We start from the raw sequence: 22,127 nt of genomic DNA on the forward strand, positions 1-22,127 counted from the left end.
CCCCTTGGCATCTCTCGAACGGATCGCGGTGGCGCCTACGGCGCCGCGATGCGCCCCGGATTGAAAATCCGCGCTGGATCGAACCGAGCGCGGATGCGCTCCGTCAGCTGAGCGACGGCCGGTGCCTGCGGTTCGAAAGCCGGAATGCGGGCCCGCACGTCGTCGCCAGCCCTCACGAGGCTTGCGTGGCCCCCACCGAGCGCGCCGACATAGCGACGCACGAGTTCCGCCTCGGCATCCGCCTCCATCCGCAGCCAGACGAGCCCGCCCTGCCAATCATAAAAGGCATCGACGCCCGTTTGAAGGCGCAGCGCAGCGACGAGCTGGTGCCCGGCGGACGGCGCGACCGACACCCGCCACAATGGCCGCCTCGTACCGTCGGCGTAGGGTTTCACGTCGCGAATTTCCCCCCACAAGAGACGCGTCGCGTCAGCGTCGAGCCGTGAGACCGGCCCGAAGCGCGAAAGGGCCGCGCTGAGTCTCTCGGCACGCATGTCGACGGAATCCGCCAAGCCTTCGAGCCTCAGCACGGTTGCCGCGCCGTCGGGAAGTGCGCCATCCAGGAAGCGCCCGCGCACGCTCTCGGGCAGATGTGCCGCGCCGGAAGCCTCCACCGGCTGTGCCATCGTCTCGGCCATGGCCGCAGCAGCTTCGGCGTCGTTGAGGGCCGAAACCACCACCGTCGCGGCCGCCGGCGGAATGGGCAGCACCTTGAACGTGACTTCCGTCAGGATCCCGAGTGTGCCGTAGGAGCCCGCCATGAGCTTGACGAGGTCGAGCCCGGTGACGTTCTTCATGACCCGGCCGCCGGCCTTGATCAGGTCACCGGCGCCATTGACGAAGCGCACGCCGAGCAGGCTGTCGCGCGCCGCACCGGCGACGTAGCGCCGCGGACCGGAAACATTGGCGGCGAATACTCCGCCGATCGTCGGTTCGCCGGACGTGGCGAAGATCGGCCTATGATCCATCGGCTCGAATGAAAGCATCTGACCCTTGGCTCGCAGCGCGGCTTCGACCTCGGCAAGCGGCGTTCCGGCGAGCGCACTCATGGTCATTTCCGCCGGATTGTAGCTGACGATGCCGGAGAGGCGACGCGTCGAGAGCGTCCGATCGGTCCGCACCGGATTGCCGAGTCCCGCACGCGTGCCACCGCCGATGATTGCCAAGGTGACGCGTTCTGCTGCTGCGGAGCGCACGACGGAGGCGATGCCCTCCGCGCTGGCCGGTTCGAAGTGGACGATCATGCTGTCGGACGCCCTTCGAGCGGAAAAACCTTCGACGGGTTGAGGATCCACTCGGGATCGAAGGCCGAGCGCGCGGCCATCTGCTGGGCGAGATCGGCCCGGCTGTACTGGTGCAGCATCAGATCACGCTTCTCAATGCCGACGCCATGCTCGCCCGTCAGGCAGCCGCCGGCATCGACGCAAAGCTTGAGGATGTCGTTGCCCGCCGCCTCGGCTCGCGCCGCATCCTCCGGATCGTTTATGTTGTAGAGGATCAGCGGATGCATGTTGCCGTCACCGGCGTGGAAGACGTTTGCCACGCGCAGGCCATAACCGGCGACGATCTCGCCGGTCTTGCGCAACACATGTGAAAGCTGGCTTAGCGGCACGGTGCCATCCATGCAGATATAGTCCGCAATGCGGCCCGTCGCGCCGAAAGCCGATTTCCGACCCTTCCAGATCAGCGCCGCCTCCAATGCGGATTGGCATTCCCGGATCGTGGTGACGCCGTGGCGGCGAGCGACCTCGATGATGCGTTGAAGCATGGCGTCCATCTCCGCCTCGGACCCCTCGACCTCGACGATCAGCAGAGCCTCGACATCGAGCGGGTAACCGGCATGCGCGAAGGCTTCGCAGATCTCGATCGCCGGCTTGTCCATGAATTCGATGGCAACGGGAATGATGCCCGCTCCGATGACGTCGGCAACGCAGGCGCCGGCCGCCTCGGACGAGGCGAATCCGAAGAGCACCGGCCGCGCACCTTCCGGCTTGGCGATCAAGCGCACCGTTGCTTCCGTGACGATGCCGAGCTGGCCTTCCGAACCGCAGACGAGTCCGAGCAGGTCGTATCCGGCCGCGTCCAGCGCCTTGCCTCCGAGTTCGATCACGGTGCCGTCGAAAAGCACCATCTTCACGCCCATGAGGTTGTTGGTGGTGACCCCGTATTTCAGGCAATGGGCGCCGCCGGAGTTCATGCCGATATTGCCGCCGATGGTGCAGGCGAGCTGCGAACTGGGGTCGGGCGCATAGAAGAAGCCGTCCGCCGAGACCGCCTCGGAGATGTTAAGGTTGGTGACGCCCGCCTGAACCGTGGCCGTCCTGTTGAAGAGGTCGATGTCGAGAATGCGCGACATTTTCGAAAGACCGATGACGACGGCATCCTCCTGCGGGATGGCGCCGCCCGAGAGCGACGTGCCGGCGCCGCGCGGCACGACCGGAACGCCGTAGCGGCTGCAATATTTGAGCACGGCAGAAACCTGTTCCGTCGTCTCCGGCAGGGCGACGGCAAGCGGCAACCGCCGATAGGCCAGGAACGCATCGGTCTCGAAGGGCTTCAGCTCGCGCTCCTCGCTGATCAGGCAGCCCTTGGGCAGGAGATCCTTGAGATCGGCAACAATTTCCTGCCGGCGATCCAGAACGGCTTGTTTCGGTTTCAGAAACCCGATCGTCTCCGGCATAGGATCCTCCCAAGCAATACAGCCCACCGAGTGGTATTTTTTCTTTACCACTAGTGCGCCACGCGTTCAAATGAACGCGTAAAGAACGCCGTAGAACTTTGTATCTAGAGCATCTTATTCGCTTTGTGAAAGCGGAATGCACTAGGATCGACACCCGGCAGATGCTAGGGATCTTTTCGTTTTCGGCAATAATGGTCAAGATTGATGACAAATATCGGCGATCTCGAGATCTTTGCGCGGGTCGTCTCATCCGGCAGCATGTCGGCGGCAGGACGCCTGCTCAGTCTATCTCCGGCGGTGATCTCGAAGCGCGTCAAGCGGCTGGAGGACAGGCTCGGCACGCGGCTTCTCCAGCGGACCACGCGGCAAATTTCGCTGACGGAGGCCGGACAAGGTTTTTACGACCGCGTCCTCGGCATTCTCGCCGGTATCGAGGACGCGGAAGCCTACGCCTCCGGGCGCTCGTCGCAGGCGCAGGGAACACTCCGGATCAGCGCGCCGACGTCCTTCGGGCGCATGCATATCGCACCGCATCTGACGGGCTTCATGAAGGATCATCCGGACCTCAAACTCCACATCGTTCTCAGCGACGATTTCGCCGATATCGTCGCTGAGGGTTTCGATCTTGCCGTCAGGATCGGCGAACTCACGGATTCGAGCCTCGTCGCGCGCAAGCTCGCGCCTGTCCGTCGCCTCCTCTGCGCCGCACCGAGCTATGTCGCCCGCCACGGTCTCCCGCGTGAAATCGACGATCTCGCGAATCATGTCTGCCTGCCGGCCCACAATAACGACAACTGGAAGCTGGAAGGGCCCGGCGGCAGCCTCACCTATCGCCCGGAGGGGCCGCTCGTCACCAACTCATCGGAGATCATCCGCGAGGCGGTGATCGCCGGGGCCGGAATCGCGCTGCGCTCCACCTGGGACATCGGCAAGGAACTGCGCTCCGGACAGTTGGTCCAGGTGCTGCCGCAATGGGAAGGTTCCCGCAACCTGGCGCTCTCGGCCGTTTATCCAAGCCGGCAATTCCTGCCCGCCAAGGTCCGTCTCTTTATCGAGTACCTCGCCGCGCTTTACGGGCCGGTGCCCTATTGGGAGCAATAGCCGCGCGGCGTTATTTCTGCGCGCTTTCCTCGTGGTGGCGACGGATGCGGCGGACGACGAGCCAGACGCCGAGGACAGCAAATGGGACGGCAAGGCCGGTCAGAAGGTTGGGATCGACCGGCAGTTCGTGGCTCACGGCCTTGGCGAGATAGCCGAACAGCCCGACCACATAGTAGGAAATGGCGGCAACCGACAGGCCTTCTACGGTCTGCTGGAGGCGCAACTGCAGCTTGGCCCGGCGATCCATCGAGTTCAGCAGGGCGCTGTTCTGTTTTTCGAGTTCGACATCGATCCAGCTTCTGAGAAGCGCCGTGGCACGCGCCAGCTTGCGAGACAGGTTTGCCTGACGCTCCTCGACCGATTGACAGGTCCGCATCGCCGGCGCCAACCGACGTTCGAGAAAGGTGCCGATCGTTTCGTAGCCGGGCACGGCCGTCTCGGCCAGTGTGCGAATGCGCTCCTGCACGATGCCGTAATAGGCGCGGCTGGCACCGAAACGATAGAGGCTGAGGGCGGCACCGGCCTCGACGTCGGCCGCAAGCCGGGTGATTTCGGAGAGCATCTCGTCGGCCTCTTCGCGGACGTTTTCCTTCATCCGCTGGGTGATTCCGGTCAGGCCGTCCTCCGTCCTGCGGATTTCCGGCGACAGCGATTGCGCCAGCGGCAGGCCGAGCATGGCGAGCGTGCGATAGGTCTCGATATCGAGCAGGCGCTGCACCAGCGCGCCCGTACCCGCTTCCGTCAGGCCGCGGTCGATGACGAGAATCTGCGTCAGCCCGTCGCCGTTCTGGCGAAAATCGGTCACGAGTACCGCCTGCCCGTTCTTGGTTTCGCTGTAACAGAGGCTGGTCGGGTCGAAGGCCTTGATCGCCTCGCGCGTCTCCGGCGTGTCCGGCCGGATTTCGAGCCGAATACCGGAAATCAGGGTTCCCGGCGGCGAAAACCCGTCACCGAACGGGTGAATGGGCACCTCGCCGCCGAAATGGTCCGGCGCCGGAGCGTCCCAGAAATAGGTGGAGAATTCCGTGTGCCGTTCCCAGCGCAGCGTGCCCTGCCCCCAAGGCATGGCATGGTGATTGGCATCACGACCGGGCGGCGCGATGCCGCGTGAGCGCGACAGCTCGGACAAGACTGCGTGATCCACGATCGAGCCGCCTTCAGTCATGAAGGCAAGCTGAAAAATGACGCGAGGCGTCGTCACCAGCGCATAGGGGCGCGAGTGAACCTCACCGAGAACCTGCGCACGCAGCGGCGCGGACGGAAATGCAAAACTGCCCTTTGCCATGAAGCGCTTCATCCCCCTCACGCGTTCATCACCACTTTCTTATCAACCAGTCGAGCAAATTGAACAGGACGCATTGACGCAGTTTGACTTTTGTCAGTCGCTACCCGTGACGAAGTGGACAATCAATTTGACCACTTTCCCGAGCCTGCTAGATTGCGGCCGGACATGGAGGAGAAAAGCGGGAAGCGTCTCCCTCCATCGGGAGACATTGCCGTGACCGAAGACCAGCTCGACCTCTATGCACGCATCAGCCACAGCCGGACGGCGGACGAGGTCGTGCAGCAGATCGAGCTTCTGATCCTCGAAGGCGTGTTGCGCGACGGCGACCGGTTGCCGGGTGAGCGGGAGCTGTCGAAGCGTTTCGACGTGTCGAGGCCGATCCTGCGCGAAGCCCTCAAGGAGCTGGAGGCACGCGGACTCGTGGAAAGCCGGCATGGCGGCGGCACGTTCGTCGCCGACGTGGTCGGCCAGATCTTCTCCAAGCCGCTGATCGAGCTTATCGGGCGCCACCACAAGGCGACACAGGACTACCTGGAGTACCGGCGGGAGCTCGAGGGCCTGACTGCGGAGCTTGCAGCAAGCCGCGCCACCGATTTCGACCGCGACATTCTCACGCGCGTCATCGAGCGGATGCGGGCCGCACACCGCAACGGCGATTTCGACGAGGAGCTCTCAGCCGACATCGAGCTGCACAACGCGATCGGCGAAAGCGCGCACAACATCATCCTCCTGCATACGCTGCGCGCCTGCTACCGGCTCCTGACCCAGGGGATATTCTTTCACCGCACGTCGGTGTTCGGCGCTCCGGGCGCGCGCGACCGGCTTCTCGCACAGCATGAGGCGATCTACGATGCCATCATGGCTCGTGACCCGGAGGCCGCCAAGGCGGCGGCGCAAAGCCATATCGACTTCGTCGCCGCCGCGGCATACGAAGCGGAGCGCACCGGCGAATGGGCGCGCATCGCGCGGCTGCGTCTTCAGCAGCGGGATCGTGCCGGGTCCTAATATCGGGCTCGGCCGCCCCCGTGATCTCGATGAAATCCGCCGGATGCGACCCAGGCCGAGCCTCGCTTTTTGGCGAAATTAAAGCGCGTACATATATTTGGCATTGGACGGGGCGATACTGTCGGAACCGCAACGCGGTCTCGCCAGTTTATCGCTGGTCTGAGGTCATTTACAGACAAGATAGGCGCGCCATACTTGTGCAGTGATTGATGTCTATCGATTCGCAGGAGCATCGACCCATTGAACTTCCTGAACCGGTTAGCTGCTGATGTGCATCTGATGCTGCGTCGCCCGGCGCGCATGCAGTATGCTGCGCTCTGCTACCGGATCCGCAAGAAGACGGGTGCGCTGGAGATCCTCCTGATCACCAGCCGCGATACCGGCCGCTGGGTCATTCCCAAGGGCTGGCCGATGCAGGGCAAGCGGGCCCATGAGGTCGCCGAACGCGAGGCCTATGAGGAGGCAGGTGTGAAGGGCAAGGCGCAGAAAGCCGCGATCGGCGCCTATGTCTATCAGAAGCGCATGAACCATGGCCTGAAGGTCTCCTGCAAGGTCCAGGTACACGCGCTCGAAGTCGATGACTTCTGCAAGAACTTCCCTGAAAAGGGTACCCGGCGCCTTGAATGGGTCGACTGCAAGGAGGCGGCGAGCCGCGTTGCCGAACCCTCGCTGAAAAGCCTTATCCTGGCGTTCGGAGAACGGATGGCGGCGGCACCCGCATCCCTGCCCAAGAGCGCGAACGGCTAAACCGCAAAACGTCGGCGGACAACATCAGCCGTGCTTGGAAAGCCGGCATCGATCTAGCTGTCATTCTCCTTTCAATTCCGCTTGAACGCGCTCGCCCGTACCGTTACTGGCGATTATGACAATGGAGATCGATCCGTGGCAAAGCCGCGCCTGGAAAAGCTGACCCTGGACAAGGACCTCGACAAGCTCAGCCTTGCCGAAGAGGCCTCTCATCACGTCATGCGCAGGCTGGCGGCCCCTGGCCTGGCGCTGCTCTTCCTGATTCTCAGCATGGCGTTTGCGGCAATCTACGTTGTCGGCTCGTCGGGTGCTGCAATCGTCGTCGCCGCAGCGGCGATTGCCGGCTACATGGCGATGAACATCGGCGCCAACGACGTGACGAACAACGTCGGCGCCGCCGTCGGCGCAAAGGCGATGACGATGGCGACGGCCCTGGCGATCGCTGCCGTCTTCGAAATCGCCGGCGCGTTGACCGCAGGCCGGAAGGTCACGCTTACAATCGAGGCCGGCATCGTCGACGGAGGGCTCGTCGATCCTCAGACGCTCGTATGGGTGATGATGGCCGCGCTGATCTCGTCCGCAGCCTGGATCAACATCGCCACCTTTTCCCGCGCACCCGTATCCACCACCCATTCGATCATCGGCGGCATCGTCGGCGCCGGCATGACCGCCGCCGGTCTTTCCAGCGTCAAATGGTGGGCGCTCGCCGGCATTACGGCAAGCTGGTCGATATCACCGCTGCTTGGCGGCGCCATCGCAGCGATCTTCCTGGCCGTTCTCAAGGAATTCATCATCTATCGCGAGGACAAGATCGAGGCCGCGCGGCGCTGGATGCCGATCGTCCTGGCTGTGACGGCGGGCGCCTTCACCGCCTATGTGGCGGTTTTTGCGCTCGTTCATGTGGCCATCATTTCCCCTTCGACCGGTCTCCTGGTCGGCCTGTTCATGGGCATCGTCTGTTATGTGGCGAGCAAGCCGTGGATCCACCGCCAGTCGGAGGGGCTCGACAACCGCAACCAGTCGCTGCGCAAGCTGTTCCGCATGCCGCTGATATTCTCAGCGGCGCTGCTTTCCTTTGCCCACGGTGCAAATGACGTTTCCAATGCGATTGGTCCACTGTCGGCGATCGTTTCCGCAGTCAATGGCGCCGTATCGACGGAAAGCGCGAGGGCACCGTTCTGGGTGCTGCTGATCGGCGCGCTCGGCATCTCCATCGGCCTGCTGCTTTACGGGCCGCTCCTGATCCGGGTCGTCGGTGAAGAGATCACGCGCCTCAATCCCATGCGCGCCTTCTGCGTTGCACTTGCGACGGCAGTCACCGTGCTGCTTGCCTCCGCGCTTGGTCTGCCGATCAGTTCCACGCACACGGCGGTCGGTGCGGTCTTCGGCGTCGGCTTCTTCCGCGAATGGTACACGCGCCACTCCAGGCGCCGGCTGGAATATGTGCGCCGAAAGACCGGGCAGGAAGATTTCATGAGCAAGGCGGAAGCCAATTTTGCCGAGGTGCGTCGACGCCGGCTGGTGCGCCGCTCCCATTTCCTGACGATCGTTGCGGCCTGGGTCATCACCGTGCCGGCGTCTGCCCTGCTCTCGGCGTTCGTCTATCTCATCCTTTCCGGCCTTTTCCTCTGAAGGTGACCGAATTGCGTGCCAATTTCCGTATGCAGCGCCTGTTTTTGGAAAGCCCGCTTCATGCTGGGTCGACACACGAGGCCAGCAAGGAGCACTACAATTATCTCGTCAACGTGCTGCGCCTCGACGAGGGTGCGTCGCTGCTGGTCTTCAACGGCCGCGACGGCGAGTGGCGGGCGGAACTCTCGCTTCCGTCCAGGAAACGCCTCCTTCTCACCGCGGTCGAACGGACGCGTCCGCAACCTGCACCGTCAGACCTCGTCTACCTCTTCGCGCCGCTCAAGGTGGGCCGCCTCGATTATCTCGTCCAGAAGGCCGTCGAAATGGGGGCCGGACGACTGCAACCGGTAATTACACAGCATGTTCAGGGCAAGATCGGCAGCCTCGACCGGGTGCGCGCGAATGTGATCGAAGCGGCCGAACAATGCGGCGTGCTCGGCATTCCTCCCGTAGACACCCCGAGAAAACTCGAAGACCTTCTTCAGAGCTGGCCGCGGGACCGCCGTATCATCTTCTGCGACGAGGGCAACGAAAGCCAGAATCCGCTGCCGATCCTGCAAGCAATTGCCGAGCGCAAGCTCGCCCTGCTGATCGGCCCCGAAGGCGGCTTTTCGGAAGCCGAGCGAACGCTGCTGCGCGGCCTGGACTTTGTGACCGCGATCCCGCTCGGACCCCGGATCCTGCGCGCGGATACGGCGGCGGTCGCGGCGATGGCGGTCATCCAGGCGGCAATTGGCGACTGGCGATGATCCGTCGCGCTCGCAAGCGCCCTTGAATGTCCCGCGCCGTATCTGACGCTCAAAGATCGCTGTAGCGCGTTGAATTGCTGCACGATTCGCCCTTAAGTCGGCACTGATTTAGGGAATCCTGGAGCCCGGAGTTTTTTTGAGGAGATCTTGAAAGAAATTCACTTGCACCGCACGTAATTACGGTTCAAGCACCCATCATCGCTCCTGCTGCCCGGCGGGCGCCGCTCAAACAAAGAAGACGCATATGGCCCGAGATACCACCGACCAGACGCCGGTTACCTCTGTCGCTGACCTGACCGCCTATCTGGAGTCGGGATCGAAGCCGAAGGAGAAGTTTCGTATCGGGACGGAGCATGAGAAATTCGCCTTCTTTAAGGCGGACAACAGTCCCGTGCCCTATTTCGGCGAAGCCAGCATTCAGGCGCTTCTGAACGGGATGGCCGAGAAAAGCGGCTGGGAACCGATTCTCGACGAGGGCAATATCATCGGGCTCGCCGAGCATTCCGGCAATGGCGCGATTTCACTGGAGCCGGGCGGACAGTTCGAGCTCTCCGGCGCGCCGCTCGAAAACCTGCATCAGACCTGCAAGGAGTCCAACCAGCACCTGGCCGTTCTTCGGGAAATTGCCGAACCGCTCGGCATTCGTTTCCTCGGCATCGGCGGCAGTCCGAAATGGACATTTTCCGAGACACCGCGCATGCCGAAGTCGCGATACGGCATCATGACGCGCTACATGCCGAAGGTTGGCACCCAAGGCCTCGACATGATGTATCGCACCTGCACCATCCAGGTGAATCTCGACTTTTCCTCCGAGGAGGATATGCGGCGCAAGATGCAGGTGTCGATGAAATTGCAGCCGCTCGCCACCGCTCTCTTCGCAAGCTCTCCCTTTACCGATGGCAAGCCCAATGGACTGCTTTCCTGGCGGGGCGACATCTGGCGCGATACCGATAATCAGCGCGCCGGTCTGCTGCCGGCTGCGTTCAAGCCGGAATTCGGCTTTGCCGATTATGTCGAATGGGCGCTCGATGTGCCGATGTATTTCGTCGTGCGCGATGGGCATTACCATGACTGTACGCATGTCACATTCCGGCAATTCATGGCCGGTGCGCTCAAGGGCGAGATCGCCGAATGGCAGCCCAACATGGGCGACTGGGCCAATCACCTGTCGACGCTCTTTCCCGATGTCCGGCTGAAGCGTTTCCTCGAGATGCGCGGCGCCGATGGCGGCCCCTGGCGCCGGATCTGCGCACTGCCGGCCTTCTGGGTCGGCCTGCTCTACGATGACGAGGCGCTCGCGGCAGCCGAGGCGCTGACCCGCGACTGGAGCTACGAGGCCGTGCAGGCGCTGCGCGATGCGGTGCCCGCCCAGGCACTTTCCGCAAAGCTCGGCACGACGTCGCTCTTTGACATCGCGCGCGAAGTTCTGACTATTTCACGCGCAGGCCTGAAGCGGCGCGATCGACTGAACGGCGATGGCGTGGACGAAAGCCAGTTCCTGGCACCGCTCGACGAAGTGCTGGCGAAGAAGGCGACGCTCGCCGAGGACCTGCTGGCGCTCTACAACGGCCGCTGGAACGGTTCTGTCGAGCCGGTCTTCGCCGAATACCAGTATTAAGCGGCGAGACATTCGCTCGCTTAAAAAGGCGGTTTGCAGTCCCCCAATTCCCGTTATAGTGCAGCGAGATGCGTCGTTCGTCCGGGAAGGAAATGGGGATGGCACCGCTTTTTGATATGTTCGCGCAGGCGCAGAACGGCAAGGCCATCGAGTTGATGGCAAAGCAATTCGGCCTCGCCCAGGAACAGATGACGAAGGCGACGGCGGCGCTTTTGCCCGCCTTCTCAACGGCCTTCAAACGCAACACCGCCAATCCCTATGATTTCGGTGCGTTGCTGGGAGCGCTTTCGACCGGCAACTACGCAAAGTATTTCGAGGACATGAGCCAGGCCTTCACGCCGCAGGGCATGGCCGATGGCAACGGTATCCTCGGTCAGCTCTTCGGCTCCAAGGAGATGTCGCGCGCAATCGCCGCACAGGCCGCGCAGATGACGGGCATTGGCCAGGAGATCTACAAGCAAATGCTGCCGGTCATGGCGAGCACGCTGATGGGGGGTCTCTTCAAACAAACGACCGGCCCGTCCGGAGATGCCTTCGCCAACAATCCCATGATGGCGATGATGCAGCAATGGATGGAGGCGACGGGGCTCGCCAAAAGGCCCGAACCCGCCCCGACCACCTTCGACAATCCCTTCGTTCAGGCGATGCAGGGATTCTTCGGCATGACAAAGACGGAAGAGACGCCGAAGACGCCGGATATCTTCGCCGACAATCCCTTCTTCAAGGCGTTTCAGGACATGATGCAGCGAGGTGCGAGCACACCCGAAAAGGCGCCCGCAGCGAACCGGGCCTTCAAGCAATTTACCGAAATGATGAACACGATGTTCGACAGCGGGCTCGAGATGCAGAAGGAATACCAGAAGAACATCGACGCCCTGTTCGACAGCTACAAGAAAAGTTCGGGCGACAAGGCCTAACCATCGCTTTCAAACGGATTCATCCGACGACAGCACCTTGCAGAAACTGCACATAAAAAAGCCCGGTGCATGTCTTGGTCATGCACCGGGCAAGCGGCAGGGTCTATTGGCTCATACCCTGCGGGGAACGTTTCAGTGCGGGTCGGCGCACCGTGAACCGGATTTCGACGGCATGATCCGCGAAGGCGGCAACCGATCGCGGATCATGCCGTATGGCGCATCCAAGGCGGCGGGATGCGCCAAGGGCTTAGTCGTGGCGAATCCCCCGGTAGAAGAGGTTCGCCCGGTTTCTGGACGCGCGCGTCAGATAGCTGCCCGGATTGTCGAAGAACGAGGAGGTCAAAGCCTCGTGCAGGTCTTCGCGTTTCAATCCCATGTCGAGCAATTGCCGATCATCAAGATCTTGCAGGCGCGCGATCTGGCAGCGGTTGCGGAACAGGCGCCAGACAGCCGTCAGCACGCCGGTCACGCCTGCGGTACGGGATGCAACCGTCTGCTTTCCCGCAACGAGGTCGATATCGAAGGCCTGTTGGGTCGTGCGCATGGCGTTACTCCTTTTTCAGGCACGAAGAAGCCCACACCCTGCGGGGAGGTCATACGCAGGGGCAGGCAGTAATTTTTCGAGGTCAGCGACGAATTTCGCGGACAGGACTTGATGTGAATTGCAGGCTATTAGTCGCAAATGCTTATTGATCAGTCCAACGAATGTTTTTAATGATATTCATCAAACAATCTTATGGGTATTACGGCCATGTCAGCACCGCTCGATATTGACCAGTTGCAAACATTCGTTGCCATCGCAGACACGGGCAGCTTCACCAAGGCCGCCGATCGTGTATTCAAGACCCAGTCCGCTGTCTCGATGCAGATGCGGCGTCTGGAAGAGCGCATCGGCAAGCCGCTTTTCATGAAAGACGGGCGCGGCAACCGGCTGACGGTCGAAGGCGACAGGCTTCTGAATTTCGCCCGCCGGATGATCCGCCTCAACAATGAGGCGATTGCATCCTTCGACGACAACCGCCTTGAGGGCACGCTCAGGATCGGCACGCCGGACGATTACGCCGATCGCTACATGCCGGAAATCATCGTCCGTTTCGCCAAGACCCACCCGAACGTCGAGCTCTACATCGTCTGCGAACCCTCGGTCGACCTTGCCGAGAAGATGGCAAAGGGCGACCTGGACATCGCGCTCGTCACGCACAATCCAAGGGCGCGGGCCTCCGACGTTGTGCGGACGGAGCCGCTTTGCTGGGTGAGCTCGATCAACCATCCGCTGCCGGAAAACGCGCCGATTCCGCTTGCCGTCGGCCGGCGGGATTGTCAGTGGCGGCAGGCCGCCTGCGCGGCGCTCGATGCGACGGGCAAGGAATATCAGATCCTGTTCACAAGCTGGTCGTCGACCGTCGTTGCCGCCGCCGTGCTCGCCGGCATGGCGGTTTCAGTGCTGCCGGAATCGGCGCTGAGACCTGGCATGAAGGTGCTGACGCTGGCCGACGGCTTCCCGGCGCTGGCGCCGGTGCAGATCGGCATCATGAAGCGCCCCGGCCTTTCGCCGTCGCTCTCGAACGCGATCACCAACCATATCACGGCCTGCCTCGACAACATCACGCCGATCACGGTCAACGACGACCTCGACGGAGACTTGAAGGGGTATCCGCGTTACCCGCGGCTGAGGCAGAGCCACATGCTGCCGGGCTGGTAAAACACGGGTCAATTCATCGAAGAGAAGGCCACGCTTCCAGACGGAGGCGTGGCCTTCTCGATTGATGCGGTTGTCAGGCGAGCTTCGCCTTCAGGAACTCGACCGTCCGACCCCAGGCGAGATCGGCGGCCGCCTTGTCGTAGCGGGCGGCAGACGTGTCATTGTTGAAGGCGTGGTTGACGCCGTCGTAGACGTAGATCGTGAAGTCCTTGCCGTTGGCGGTCAGCGCCTTGCGATAGTCTTCGATGCCGGCATTGATACGCTCGTCGAGGCCGGCATAGTGCAGCAACATTGCGGCCTTGATCTTCGGAACGTCCTCGGCCTTCGGTTGAGCACCGTAATAGGCGACCCCTGCCTTGAGGTCCGGAGAGTTAACGGCGAGGCGATTGACGAGCCCGCCGCCCCAGCAAAATCCGATGGCACCGACGTTGCCAGTGCTTTCTTCGTGACCCTTCAGGAAGGTGACGGTCGCAACCGCGTTGTCAGCGGTCGCGCCGGCATCAAGCGCACCGATCATCTCGCGGGCCTTGTCCTCGTCGCTCGGCGTTCCGCCGTCGGGAGAAAGGAAATCGGGCGCAAGGGCGACAAAACCCTCCAGCGCCATACGGCGCGCGACGTCGCGAATATGCGGATTGAGACCGCGGTTTTCATGGATGACAATCACCGCAGGCAGCTTGCCGGAGGCATTGGCAGGCCTGACGAGATATCCTTTCATGTCGCCGTCGGCGCCCGGATAGGTGATGTCCTCGCCCTTGATGCGCGAATCGGTATCGGCAATCATCTCCGCCTTGGCGCTGTTTGCGGCCAGCATCGGGGCGATTGCCGCAGCGGCCGCGGCGGAACCGGCCAGCGTCGTCAGCGTCTCCATGAAACGGCGGCGATCCAGGGTCAGATGCGTATACTCGTCATAGGCATCGATCATCGCTTGGGTGATGACGGGTTCGTTCATGGCGCCCTCCTTCGGCTGTCCTCTCCGTAGGCGGTACCGGAAGGAAAGCCGCCCGGAGACAAGATAGGTCAACCGGCGCGCGCATGCGTACAAAACTGCGTTACCGGCAGAACTGGATCGGGCGGCGCGGAGCGAAGAACCGCCCCGCCCCGTTTCACTGCCTAGTCTAGCCGTTGAGATCGATGACGCAGGCGAGGCCGTCAGACGGCGCCTGGATAGTTCGGGCTCTCGCGGGTGATCGTCACGTCGTGCGCGTGGCTCTCGCGCAGGCCGGCACCAGAGATGCGCACGAAGGTCGCGCGTTCCTGATACTCCTTGATCGTCGCGCCGCCGACATAGCCCATGGAGGCCTTGAGGCCACCGGCGAGCTGATGCAGCACGCCCGCGACCGGCCCCTTGTAGGGGACCTGACCCTCGATGCCTTCCGGAACGAGTTTCAGCGTGTCGCGCACTTCCGCCTGGAAGTAGCGATCAGCCGAGCCGCGCGCCATGGCGCCGACGGACCCCATGCCGCGATAGGCCTTGAAGGAACGGCCTTGATAAAGGAACACTTCACCCGGGCTCTCGTCGGTACCGGCCAGCAGCGAGCCGATCATGACAGCGGAGGCGCCGGCCGCGATGGCCTTCGCCATGTCACCGGAAAATTTGATGCCGCCGTCGGCGATCACCGGGATCCCTGACGCCTGGGCCGCCTCGACAGCCGCCATGATCGCCGCAAGCTGCGGCACGCCGACGCCGGCGACGATACGTGTCGTGCAGATCGAGCCGGGACCGATGCCGACCTTGACGGCATCGGCGCCAGCATCGATCAGCGCCTTGGTGCCATCGGCAGTAGCCACGTTGCCCGCCATGATGCGAACGGAGTTCGTCAGTTTCTTGATCCGCCCGACCGCATCAAGCACGCGCTGCGAATGGCCGTGCGCGGTGTCGACGACGATCAGGTCGACGCCGGCGTCGATCAGCCGCTCGGCGCGCTCGAAACCGTCGTCACCGACGCTGACGGCGGCGGCGGCGCGAAGCCGGCCCTGCGCGTCCTTCGACGCGTTGGGATTGAGCTGCGACTTCTCGATGTCCTTGACCGTAATCAGGCCGACGCAGCGGCCGTCCGGGTCCACCACCAGGAGCTTCTCGATCCGGTGCTTATGGAGGAGACGCTTGGCTTCCTGCTGGTCGACGTTTTCCTTGACCGTGATCAGGTTTTCCCGGGTCATCAGTTCGTAGATCTTTTGAGCCGGGTCGGAGGCAAAGCGTACGTCGCGATTGGTGAGGATGCCGACAAGGCGTCCCTGCTTCTGCCCGCCGGCGCCACCGTTTTCAACGACCGGGATACCGGAAATGCCATGCACCTTCATCAGGCTCAGCGCATCGGCGAGCGTCGCATCCGGACCGATCGTGACCGGGTTGACGACCATGCCGCTCTCGAACTTCTTGACCTGGCGAACCTCTTCGGCCTGTTCGGCCGGGGTCAGGTTGCGGTGAATGACGCCGATGCCGCCGGCCTGAGCCATGGCGATCGCCAGGCGGCCTTCGGTGACGGTATCCATTGCGGAAGACAAAATGGGAAGGTTGAGATCGATATCCTGCGCGATGCGGGTCGAGATGTTGGTCTGGCCCGGCATGACCTCGGAATGTCCCGGCTGAAGCAGAACGTCGTCGAAGGTCAAAGCCTCCAGACCGGTTGCCGTTTCGATGATACGCGCCATGGCCAGTTCCTCTTCAATAAACGAAAATCCCCGGGGACGGTCAGCGATTTGTCCACCGGGTGACTTCAAAGCTTGTCTTGGAAGTTGGCGAGGGCTCGTAACACGGATATGTCGGAATGGGAATAGTCAGGGCCCGGAAATCTCCCGGACCCAGGAAATTGTTGTTGCACAGCAACATTTCTCTGCGCTCAAATATCGAACTGGTAGGTCGCCGGCACGAAGCGGTAGCCGAGATCGCTGCGTTCGACGAAACCGACCGCCGGGAACGGCATGTGATAACCGATGAACGGCAGGCGATCCGTGGCGATCATGTCGAAGACCTTGCGGCGCGTGGCGATCGCAGCCACCTTGTCCATGTCGAAGCGAACCTCCCAATCTGGCCGTTGCAGCGACAGGACATAATGATTGGCCGTGTCGGCCGTCAGCATCAGCGCCTTGTTGCCGGAATCAAGCCGGAACACCATGTGTCCCGGAGAATGGCCGAAGGCCGCGAGCGCCGTGATCCCCGGCACAACTTCGGCGCCATCGGCGATGAAAGTGGTCTTTTCGGCAAGTGGAACGACCTTTTCGAGCACGGCCTTGTGGCCGTTTTCGGCCGGCGTGCCGACTCTCGCCTCGTCCTTCCAGAAGTCGTACTCGACCTGGCCGGCAACATAGCGCGCATTCGAAAAGGTCGGCTTTCCGGCGGTCATGAGACCGCCGATATGGTCGCCATGCATGTGGGTGATCACCACCACCGAGACCTGATCGGGCGTGTAGCCGGCGGCTTGCAGCCCATCGACAAGCTTGCCGGTTCCCATTTCCCGGCCGGCCTCGCCAAAGCCGGTATCGAAAAGTACGACATCGTTTCCGGTGTCGACCAGGGCCGGTGAGAAGCCGTTGACGAAGCCGCCGGCGGGCAGGAAGTTATCCGTCAGCAGCTTCGAAACCGCATCGGCCGGCTGATTGAGCCCGTAGATCTCGTGCGGGTTTCCCATCATGCGCGTGCCGTCGCTGATCACCGTGATCTTGGCTGCGCCGAGTTTGAGCGTTTTGAAAGTCGTGCCGTTCGTCATTCCATGTGGTTCCGTCGCGTCTTGAGCGCTGGCGAAGTCCGTCAACAAAGCCGGAGCCGCCAAGGCGCCCGCTGCTCCCGTTCCGAACAGAGTTCGGCGCGTCAGCGAAAATGCCATTTCCGTCCCTCCTCCACTGCAAGCAAGCCGGCGTCACCGCAAGCGATGAGAGGCAGGAGTTAGGGCTCCGAAGGGAAAGGACAGGCGGGATCACAGGCTTTTGATCTGCAATCGCTGGTTTGGTTTGCGCTTCGACGACTTTCGTGTTTTTAGACGCCCAAAAGTTTGCGGTAGCACTTAGCCGACTCGTGATTCCTGAAATCGAGTCCGCTTTTACGCGAACTATGCTATAGGCCATCACCGTCGCGCCGCCCGCGCCACTCACGCCCAGGGCATTTCAGCATGAATCGTATCGTCCCGTTGATCCTTGCCATAGCTCTCTTCATGGAGCAGATGGATTCCACGGTTATTTCGACTTCACTGCCAGCAATCGCCCACGACATCGGTGTCGGGCCGATCACCCTGAAACTGGCGCTGACGTCCTATATGGTGGCGCTCGCGATCTTCATACCGCTGAGCGGCTGGATGGCCGACCGCTTCGGCGCAAAGCGCATTTTTCGCGCGGCGATCCTCGTCTTCATCGTCGGCTCGGTGCTCTGCGCCATCTCGAACAGCCTCATTGCCTTCGTCCTCTCGCGCTTCCTGCAGGGTATGGGCGGCGCAATGATGACGCCGGTCGCGCGCCTCGTTCTCGTCCGCGGCGCGCCGCGCAGCGAGCTCGTCTCGGCCATGGCGTTGCTGACCATTCCGGCGCTCGTCGGACCGCTCGCCGGCCCGCCGCTCGGCGGCTTCATCACCACCTATTTCTCCTGGCACTGGATCTTCCTGATCAACGTGCCGGTCGGCATTGCCGGTTACGTGCTTTCCGGCATCTACCTGCCCGAGATGGAGCGGCGAAACCCGCCGCCGGTCGACATTCTCGGCTTCCTGCTTGGCGGCATCGCCGCCTCGGGCATCGTCTTCGGCCTGTCGGTCATCAGCCTGCCAGCGCTGCCGACGTCGGTCGGCATTGCATCCGTTTCAGCCGGCATCGCCGCGACGTTCCTCTATATCGTCCATGCCCGGCGGCATCCGGCACCGGTGCTCGATCTGAAGCTATTCAGAAATAGCGCCTTCCGCGCGGCCACGATCGGCGGCACGATCTTCCGCATCTCGGTCGGCGCGATCCCCTTCCTGATGCCGCTGATGCTGCAGATCGGGTTCGGCCTCAATCCGTTCGAGTCCGGCCTCATCACCTTCGTCGGCGCGATTGGGGCGATCACCACGAAATTCCTCGCGCGCCGCGTTCTCGCCTTTGCCGGCTTTCGCACTACGCTGATCGCAGCGGCCGTCGTCGGCGGGGTGATGACCTTCGCCAATAGCTTCTTCACGCCAGCGACCCCCTACCTGTTGATGATCTCCATCCTGCTGATTGCAGGCTTCGCCCGGTCTTTCTTCTTCACCAGCATCAACGCTCTTTCCTTCGCCGAGATCGACGATGCGGACGCCAGCAAGGCGACCTCGATGAGCGCCGTGCTGCAGCAGATCAGCCTCGCGCTTGGGGTTGCCGTCGCCGGCGCTATCCTCGAAATCCAAACGTCGATCAGCGGCGGCCCGCTGAATCTGGAAGACTTCCACATCGCCTTCATGATCATTGCCGGCGCCAACCTGCTGGCAGCGATCCCCTTCCTGACGATGGCGAAGAATGCCGGCGCTTCCGTTTCCGGTCACCGCCTGCAGATGCGCGAAGTCGAAACGACGGCTGGCAAGTAAGGAGGGCCCTGCAGCGCCGCGCGTCTTATCAGACGCGCAAAGGACGCTGTAGTACTTTGAATTGCTGCATGTTTTTATCCTTAGATCGGATACGATTTAAGGAAACATGCAGTAGAGCCCGTTTATTCCGGCCGCTCGCAGACGGCCGACAGCTTGTTGCCGTCCGGATCGCGGACGTAAGCCGCATAGAAATTCGGATGGAACGGCCTTAGGCCGGGTGCGCCCTCGTCCGTGCCGCCATTGGCGAGAGCGGCAGCGTAGAAGGCGTCGACGGCAGCACGGTTTTCGGCCTCGAGCGCGACCATCGAACCGTTACCGATCGTCGCCGCCTTGCGGTTGAAGGGCGTAACCACCCAGAGGCGGCAGCGGACATCGCTTTCGGCGCCGTAGCCGATCTCGACTTCGTCCTGCTTGCGGCGCTTCAGCCCAAGCGTCGCGAGCGTCCTGTCATAAAAGATGCCTGCGCGATCGAGGTCGTTCGTGCCGAGCGTCACGTAAAGCAGCATGTTCTACTCCGTTGCGGCGTCTTCCGCCGGCGCTCCTGGCTCTGTCGCCCGCCGTCCCTTGAAGCCCTTGGCGAGCAGGAACATCTCGACCGATTCGGCGCGAGACGAGGCCGGCTTGACATGGATCACCTGGCGGAAATTCTGCTTCAGCATGTTGAGGAGCTCACGTTCCGTGCCGCCCTGGAACGTCTTTGCCAGGAAATGGCCGCCCTCGGCGAGCACATCGACGGCAAAGTGAGCCGCGACCTCGCAAAGATGCATCGTGCGCAGATGGTCGGTCTGGCGATGGCCGGTCGTCGGCGCCGCCATGTCGGAGATCACGAGATCGGGCGTTCCACCGATCGCTTCCTTCAGCCTGTCGGGCGCCTCAGGATCGAGAAAATCCATCTGCAGGAAGCGGACGCCGGGGATCGGGTCCATCTCAAGAAAGTCGATTGCGGCCACACGCGGGTCGGCATCGGTCGAATTCGTCACCTTGGCGGCGATCTGCGACCAGCTTCCGGGCGCGGCGCCAAGGTCGATGATGCGCCGGGCACCGGCAAGGATCTTGTGCTTTTCGTCGATTTCGAGAAGTTTGAAGGCCGCGCGGGCGCGATAGCCCTCAAGCTGAGCCCGCTGGACGTAGGGATCGTTGATGTGGCGCTCCAGCCAGCGGCGCGAAGAAGCCTTGAGCTTGCCCTTCTTCACCTTCTGGCCGAGCTTACGGCCGCTGCGGTTGCCGCCGATCGGCGATTTCGTCATATCTTGTTCCCCTCGTGGGCCTTGTTCCCCTCGTGGGTCCTGTTCCCTTCGTGGGCCTTGTTTCCTTCCAGGTTCGCCGATCCGCCATTGAAGCTGCGCTGGTGCCGGCGCGGGCGCGCACGGCGCCAGGCGCCGTCGTCAGCCATCATATCGGTCAACAGGCCCTCGCGCAGGCCGCGGTCGGCCACGCGCATGCGCGTCGACGGCCAGCGACGGCGGATCGCCTCGAGGATCGCGCAGCCGGCGAGCACCAGATCGGCGCGGTCCGGACCGATGCAGGGATTTGCGGCGCGAGCCGCGAAATCCCAGGAAAGCAGGCGAGATTGCATCGCCGAAACTTCGTCGTCGGACAGCCACAACCCATCGACCTTGCGCCGGTCGTAACGCGGCAGATCGAGATGGACGCCGGCAAGCGTCGTCACCGTTCCCGAGGTTCCGATCAGGTGAAAGCCGTCGCCGCCATTCGCAAGGGCTTCGACCGGAGGGCTGTCGAAGCGGGCAAGCATGCCCTCGACCTCGCGCACCATCGCCTCGAAGCTCTGTGGCGTCACGTGCTCGCCGCCATGGCGTTCCGAAAGGGTGACGACCCCGACGGGGAGCGACGTCCAATGGGTGATGTGGTTGGCAAGCCGGCTCGACCGGTTGTCGCCGATGCGGATGATGGCGATCTCGGACGAGCCGCCGCCTATATCGAAGAGGACGACGGATCTCGTCTCGCGATCGACCAGCGACGAGCAGCCGGAAACCGCCAGCCGCGCCTCGGTCTCGCGATCGATGATCTCGAGCTCCAGCCCGGTTTCCTCCGCCACGCGCTTCAGAAAGGTTTCGCCGTTGGCGGCCGAACGCGCCGCCTCCGTCGCGATCAGCCGGCGGCGGCGGATCGAACGGGCATTGAGTTTCGCGGCACAAATCTTGAGTGCCTCGACGGACCGCTCCATCGCGTCGTCGGACAGGCGCCCGCTCGCGCCGAGCCCCTCGCCGAGCCGAACGATGCGCGAGAACGCGTCGACCACGCGAAACTGGCCTGGCCGGGTCGGCTGCGCAACCAAGAGGCGGCAATTGTTGGTGCCGAGGTCGAGCGCCGCATAAAGCGGTGCCGGTGCCTCGCTCGCCGCAACAAAGGGTGCGCGCAGATTTTGCGGCCGAGGTGCCTGTGCCGGCTGCGCAGCCGCGGCGGCTTCGGCCCCGCGTGGATCGCCCGGCCGGTCGGCAGCATGCGATTTGCCGTTCGACGCAAGCGGCCGTCCCTGAAGCCCGCGCCGATGGCGCGCCTTCTTGCTGCGTTTGTGGCCCTTCTTGTCGGTGATCGCCGCTTCGAAAAGCTCGACGTTTCCGCCGGAAACGGCGGCTACGACCTGGCCCTGCGGTTTGGCTACTTTCGTGCGCCGGCGCCGTTTGCGCTTGCGCGCTGGCTCCGCCACATCTACTCCTGCGGGACGCCCTGCTTCTCCGGCCTGGCCGAATTGGCTGGCAACTGCAGACGGCGAGCCGGACGGTCTGCGCCGCCTCCGCTTGCCCTTTCCGCCGCGCGGCACGACCTTGCGCGCCTCGCCACGACCTGCTGCCGACGCCCCGGATTCAGACGGCTTTTCGCCGTGATCGGGGTCTCTCACTTGTCTCAACCATGGCGCCGCGCGAAGCCTGACGGCCGCTCAAGGCGCTCTCTCGATTTTGCGTTGGCGCGACTGTACCAGCGCCGCCCCTTTTCGCCAAACTTTTTTTGACGTCGCGGCTGCTGCATGGCTCGTTCAATCGAAATCGCCTTAAGGATAAAAACATGCAGCGATTTCAAGTGCTACGGCGTCCTTTGCGCGACTGATGAGAAGCACGGCGCTGTGGGCCGGCGAGCCGAGCCACTACCAGGCTTACCGGCGGACAGCTCACCGCCGGTTCCCTTTTTCGCCTCCTGCCCGTCGTCGGCGCGTCGA

General features: G+C 62.8%; 19 protein-coding genes. 9 read left to right on the forward strand and 10 right to left on the reverse strand.

Going from position 1 to position 22,127, the window contains the following annotated elements; translation table 11 throughout:
* Nucleotides 1-35: 35 nt before the first annotated feature.
* Together glcE and GHK62_RS08980 are read right to left on the reverse strand one after the other, a co-directional pair.
* Nucleotides 36-1,244 carry a glycolate oxidase subunit GlcE gene (gene glcE, locus GHK62_RS08975; protein WP_153438248.1) on the reverse strand — a complete coding sequence of 403 codons (1,209 nt, stop codon included), beginning with the start codon at nucleotides 1,242-1,244 and terminating at the stop codon, nucleotides 36-38.
* The gene (locus GHK62_RS08980; protein ID WP_153438250.1) at nucleotides 1,241-2,680 is read right to left on the reverse strand and encodes an FAD-linked oxidase C-terminal domain-containing protein; all 1,440 of its coding nucleotides are present in this window, start codon (nucleotides 2,678-2,680) and stop codon (nucleotides 1,241-1,243) included. The genes glcE and GHK62_RS08980 overlap by 4 nt, the downstream gene beginning before the upstream one ends.
* Nucleotides 2,681-2,884: 204 nt before the next feature.
* On the opposite strand from GHK62_RS08980, the gene GHK62_RS08985 reads away from it, so the two are divergent.
* Complete coding sequence (locus tag GHK62_RS08985) at nucleotides 2,885-3,781, forward strand: LysR family transcriptional regulator (protein ID WP_153438252.1); 897 nt, start codon at nucleotides 2,885-2,887, stop codon at nucleotides 3,779-3,781.
* Nucleotides 3,782-3,791: 10 nt separating this feature from the next.
* Here the strand turns inward: GHK62_RS08985 and GHK62_RS08990 are convergent, their stop codons facing one another.
* Nucleotides 3,792-5,066 (reverse strand): DUF3422 family protein, encoded by a 1,275-nt coding sequence (locus GHK62_RS08990; protein WP_153438254.1) that lies wholly within the window; start codon nucleotides 5,064-5,066, stop codon nucleotides 3,792-3,794.
* A gap of 213 nt (nucleotides 5,067-5,279) precedes the next feature.
* On the opposite strand from GHK62_RS08990, the gene GHK62_RS08995 reads away from it, so the two are divergent.
* The 6 genes from GHK62_RS08995 (at nucleotide 5,280) to GHK62_RS09020 (ending at nucleotide 11,734) form a co-directional block, all read left to right on the forward strand.
* Nucleotides 5,280-6,071, forward strand: a complete 792-nt coding sequence (locus tag GHK62_RS08995) for a FadR/GntR family transcriptional regulator (RefSeq protein ID WP_283063090.1) — start codon at nucleotides 5,280-5,282, stop codon at nucleotides 6,069-6,071.
* Nucleotides 6,072-6,311: 240 nt separating this feature from the next.
* Nucleotides 6,312-6,818 carry an NUDIX hydrolase gene (locus tag GHK62_RS09000; RefSeq protein WP_153438258.1) on the forward strand — a complete coding sequence of 169 codons (507 nt, stop codon included), beginning with the start codon at nucleotides 6,312-6,314 and terminating at the stop codon, nucleotides 6,816-6,818.
* Between the two features lie 135 nt (nucleotides 6,819-6,953).
* Complete coding sequence (locus tag GHK62_RS09005) at nucleotides 6,954-8,450, forward strand: inorganic phosphate transporter (protein WP_184108439.1); 1,497 nt, start codon at nucleotides 6,954-6,956, stop codon at nucleotides 8,448-8,450.
* Between the two features lie 11 nt (nucleotides 8,451-8,461).
* The gene (locus GHK62_RS09010) at nucleotides 8,462-9,199 is read left to right on the forward strand and encodes a 16S rRNA (uracil(1498)-N(3))-methyltransferase (protein WP_153438262.1); all 738 of its coding nucleotides are present in this window, start codon (nucleotides 8,462-8,464) and stop codon (nucleotides 9,197-9,199) included.
* A 244-nt stretch (nucleotides 9,200-9,443) separates the two neighbouring features.
* Nucleotides 9,444-10,817: a glutamate--cysteine ligase gene (locus GHK62_RS09015; RefSeq protein ID WP_153438264.1), complete on the forward strand. Its 1,374-nt coding sequence runs from the start codon at nucleotides 9,444-9,446 to the stop codon at nucleotides 10,815-10,817.
* A gap of 98 nt (nucleotides 10,818-10,915) precedes the next feature.
* Nucleotides 10,916-11,734 (forward strand): DUF937 domain-containing protein, encoded by an 819-nt coding sequence (locus GHK62_RS09020; RefSeq protein WP_153438266.1) that lies wholly within the window; start codon nucleotides 10,916-10,918, stop codon nucleotides 11,732-11,734.
* A gap of 247 nt (nucleotides 11,735-11,981) precedes the next feature.
* On the opposite strand, the gene GHK62_RS09025 is transcribed toward GHK62_RS09020, so the two are convergent.
* A complete protein-coding gene (locus GHK62_RS09025; protein WP_153438268.1) occupies nucleotides 11,982-12,278 on the reverse strand; it encodes a DUF1127 domain-containing protein in 297 nt (98 codons plus the stop codon).
* Between the two features lie 207 nt (nucleotides 12,279-12,485).
* Here GHK62_RS09025 and GHK62_RS09030 point away from each other — a divergent pair, with 207 nt between their 5' ends.
* Nucleotides 12,486-13,436, forward strand: coding sequence for a LysR substrate-binding domain-containing protein (locus GHK62_RS09030; protein WP_136508485.1), 951 nt, complete (start codon nucleotides 12,486-12,488; stop codon nucleotides 13,434-13,436).
* Nucleotides 13,437-13,509: 73 nt separating this feature from the next.
* Here the strand turns inward: GHK62_RS09030 and GHK62_RS09035 are convergent, their stop codons facing one another.
* The 3 genes from GHK62_RS09035 to GHK62_RS09045 form a co-directional block, all read right to left on the reverse strand.
* On the reverse strand, nucleotides 13,510-14,385 hold the full coding sequence (locus tag GHK62_RS09035) for a dienelactone hydrolase family protein (protein ID WP_153438270.1): 876 nt from the start codon (nucleotides 14,383-14,385) through the stop codon (nucleotides 13,510-13,512).
* Between the two features lie 200 nt (nucleotides 14,386-14,585).
* Nucleotides 14,586-16,088, reverse strand: coding sequence for an IMP dehydrogenase (gene guaB, locus GHK62_RS09040; RefSeq protein WP_153438272.1), 1,503 nt, complete (start codon nucleotides 16,086-16,088; stop codon nucleotides 14,586-14,588).
* 188 nt (nucleotides 16,089-16,276) lie between these two features.
* Nucleotides 16,277-17,260, reverse strand: coding sequence for an MBL fold metallo-hydrolase (locus GHK62_RS09045; RefSeq protein ID WP_153438274.1), 984 nt, complete (start codon nucleotides 17,258-17,260; stop codon nucleotides 16,277-16,279).
* A 282-nt stretch (nucleotides 17,261-17,542) separates the two neighbouring features.
* On the opposite strand from GHK62_RS09045, the gene GHK62_RS09050 reads away from it, so the two are divergent.
* Nucleotides 17,543-18,952 (forward strand): DHA2 family efflux MFS transporter permease subunit, encoded by a 1,410-nt coding sequence (locus tag GHK62_RS09050; protein WP_153438276.1) that lies wholly within the window; start codon nucleotides 17,543-17,545, stop codon nucleotides 18,950-18,952.
* Nucleotides 18,953-19,074: 122 nt separating this feature from the next.
* Here GHK62_RS09050 and GHK62_RS09060 read toward each other — a convergent pair whose 3' ends face one another.
* Genes GHK62_RS09060 through GHK62_RS09070 form a run of 3 tightly spaced genes read right to left on the reverse strand, consistent with a single transcriptional unit; the run spans nucleotide 19,075 to nucleotide 21,812 of the window.
* Nucleotides 19,075-19,458 carry a VOC family protein gene (locus GHK62_RS09060; protein WP_153438280.1) on the reverse strand — a complete coding sequence of 128 codons (384 nt, stop codon included), beginning with the start codon at nucleotides 19,456-19,458 and terminating at the stop codon, nucleotides 19,075-19,077.
* A 3-nt stretch (nucleotides 19,459-19,461) separates the two neighbouring features.
* Nucleotides 19,462-20,199 carry an RlmE family RNA methyltransferase gene (locus GHK62_RS09065; protein WP_153438282.1) on the reverse strand — a complete coding sequence of 246 codons (738 nt, stop codon included), beginning with the start codon at nucleotides 20,197-20,199 and terminating at the stop codon, nucleotides 19,462-19,464.
* Nucleotides 20,196-21,812: a Ppx/GppA phosphatase family protein gene (locus GHK62_RS09070; RefSeq protein ID WP_184108452.1), complete on the reverse strand. Its 1,617-nt coding sequence runs from the start codon at nucleotides 21,810-21,812 to the stop codon at nucleotides 20,196-20,198. The genes GHK62_RS09065 and GHK62_RS09070 overlap by 4 nt, the downstream gene beginning before the upstream one ends.
* Nucleotides 21,813-22,127: the final 315 nt, after the last annotated feature.

Origin of the sequence: Sinorhizobium terangae (genome assembly GCF_009601505.1) — a bacterium.
Lineage (GTDB): Bacteria > Pseudomonadota > Alphaproteobacteria > Rhizobiales > Rhizobiaceae > Sinorhizobium > Sinorhizobium terangae.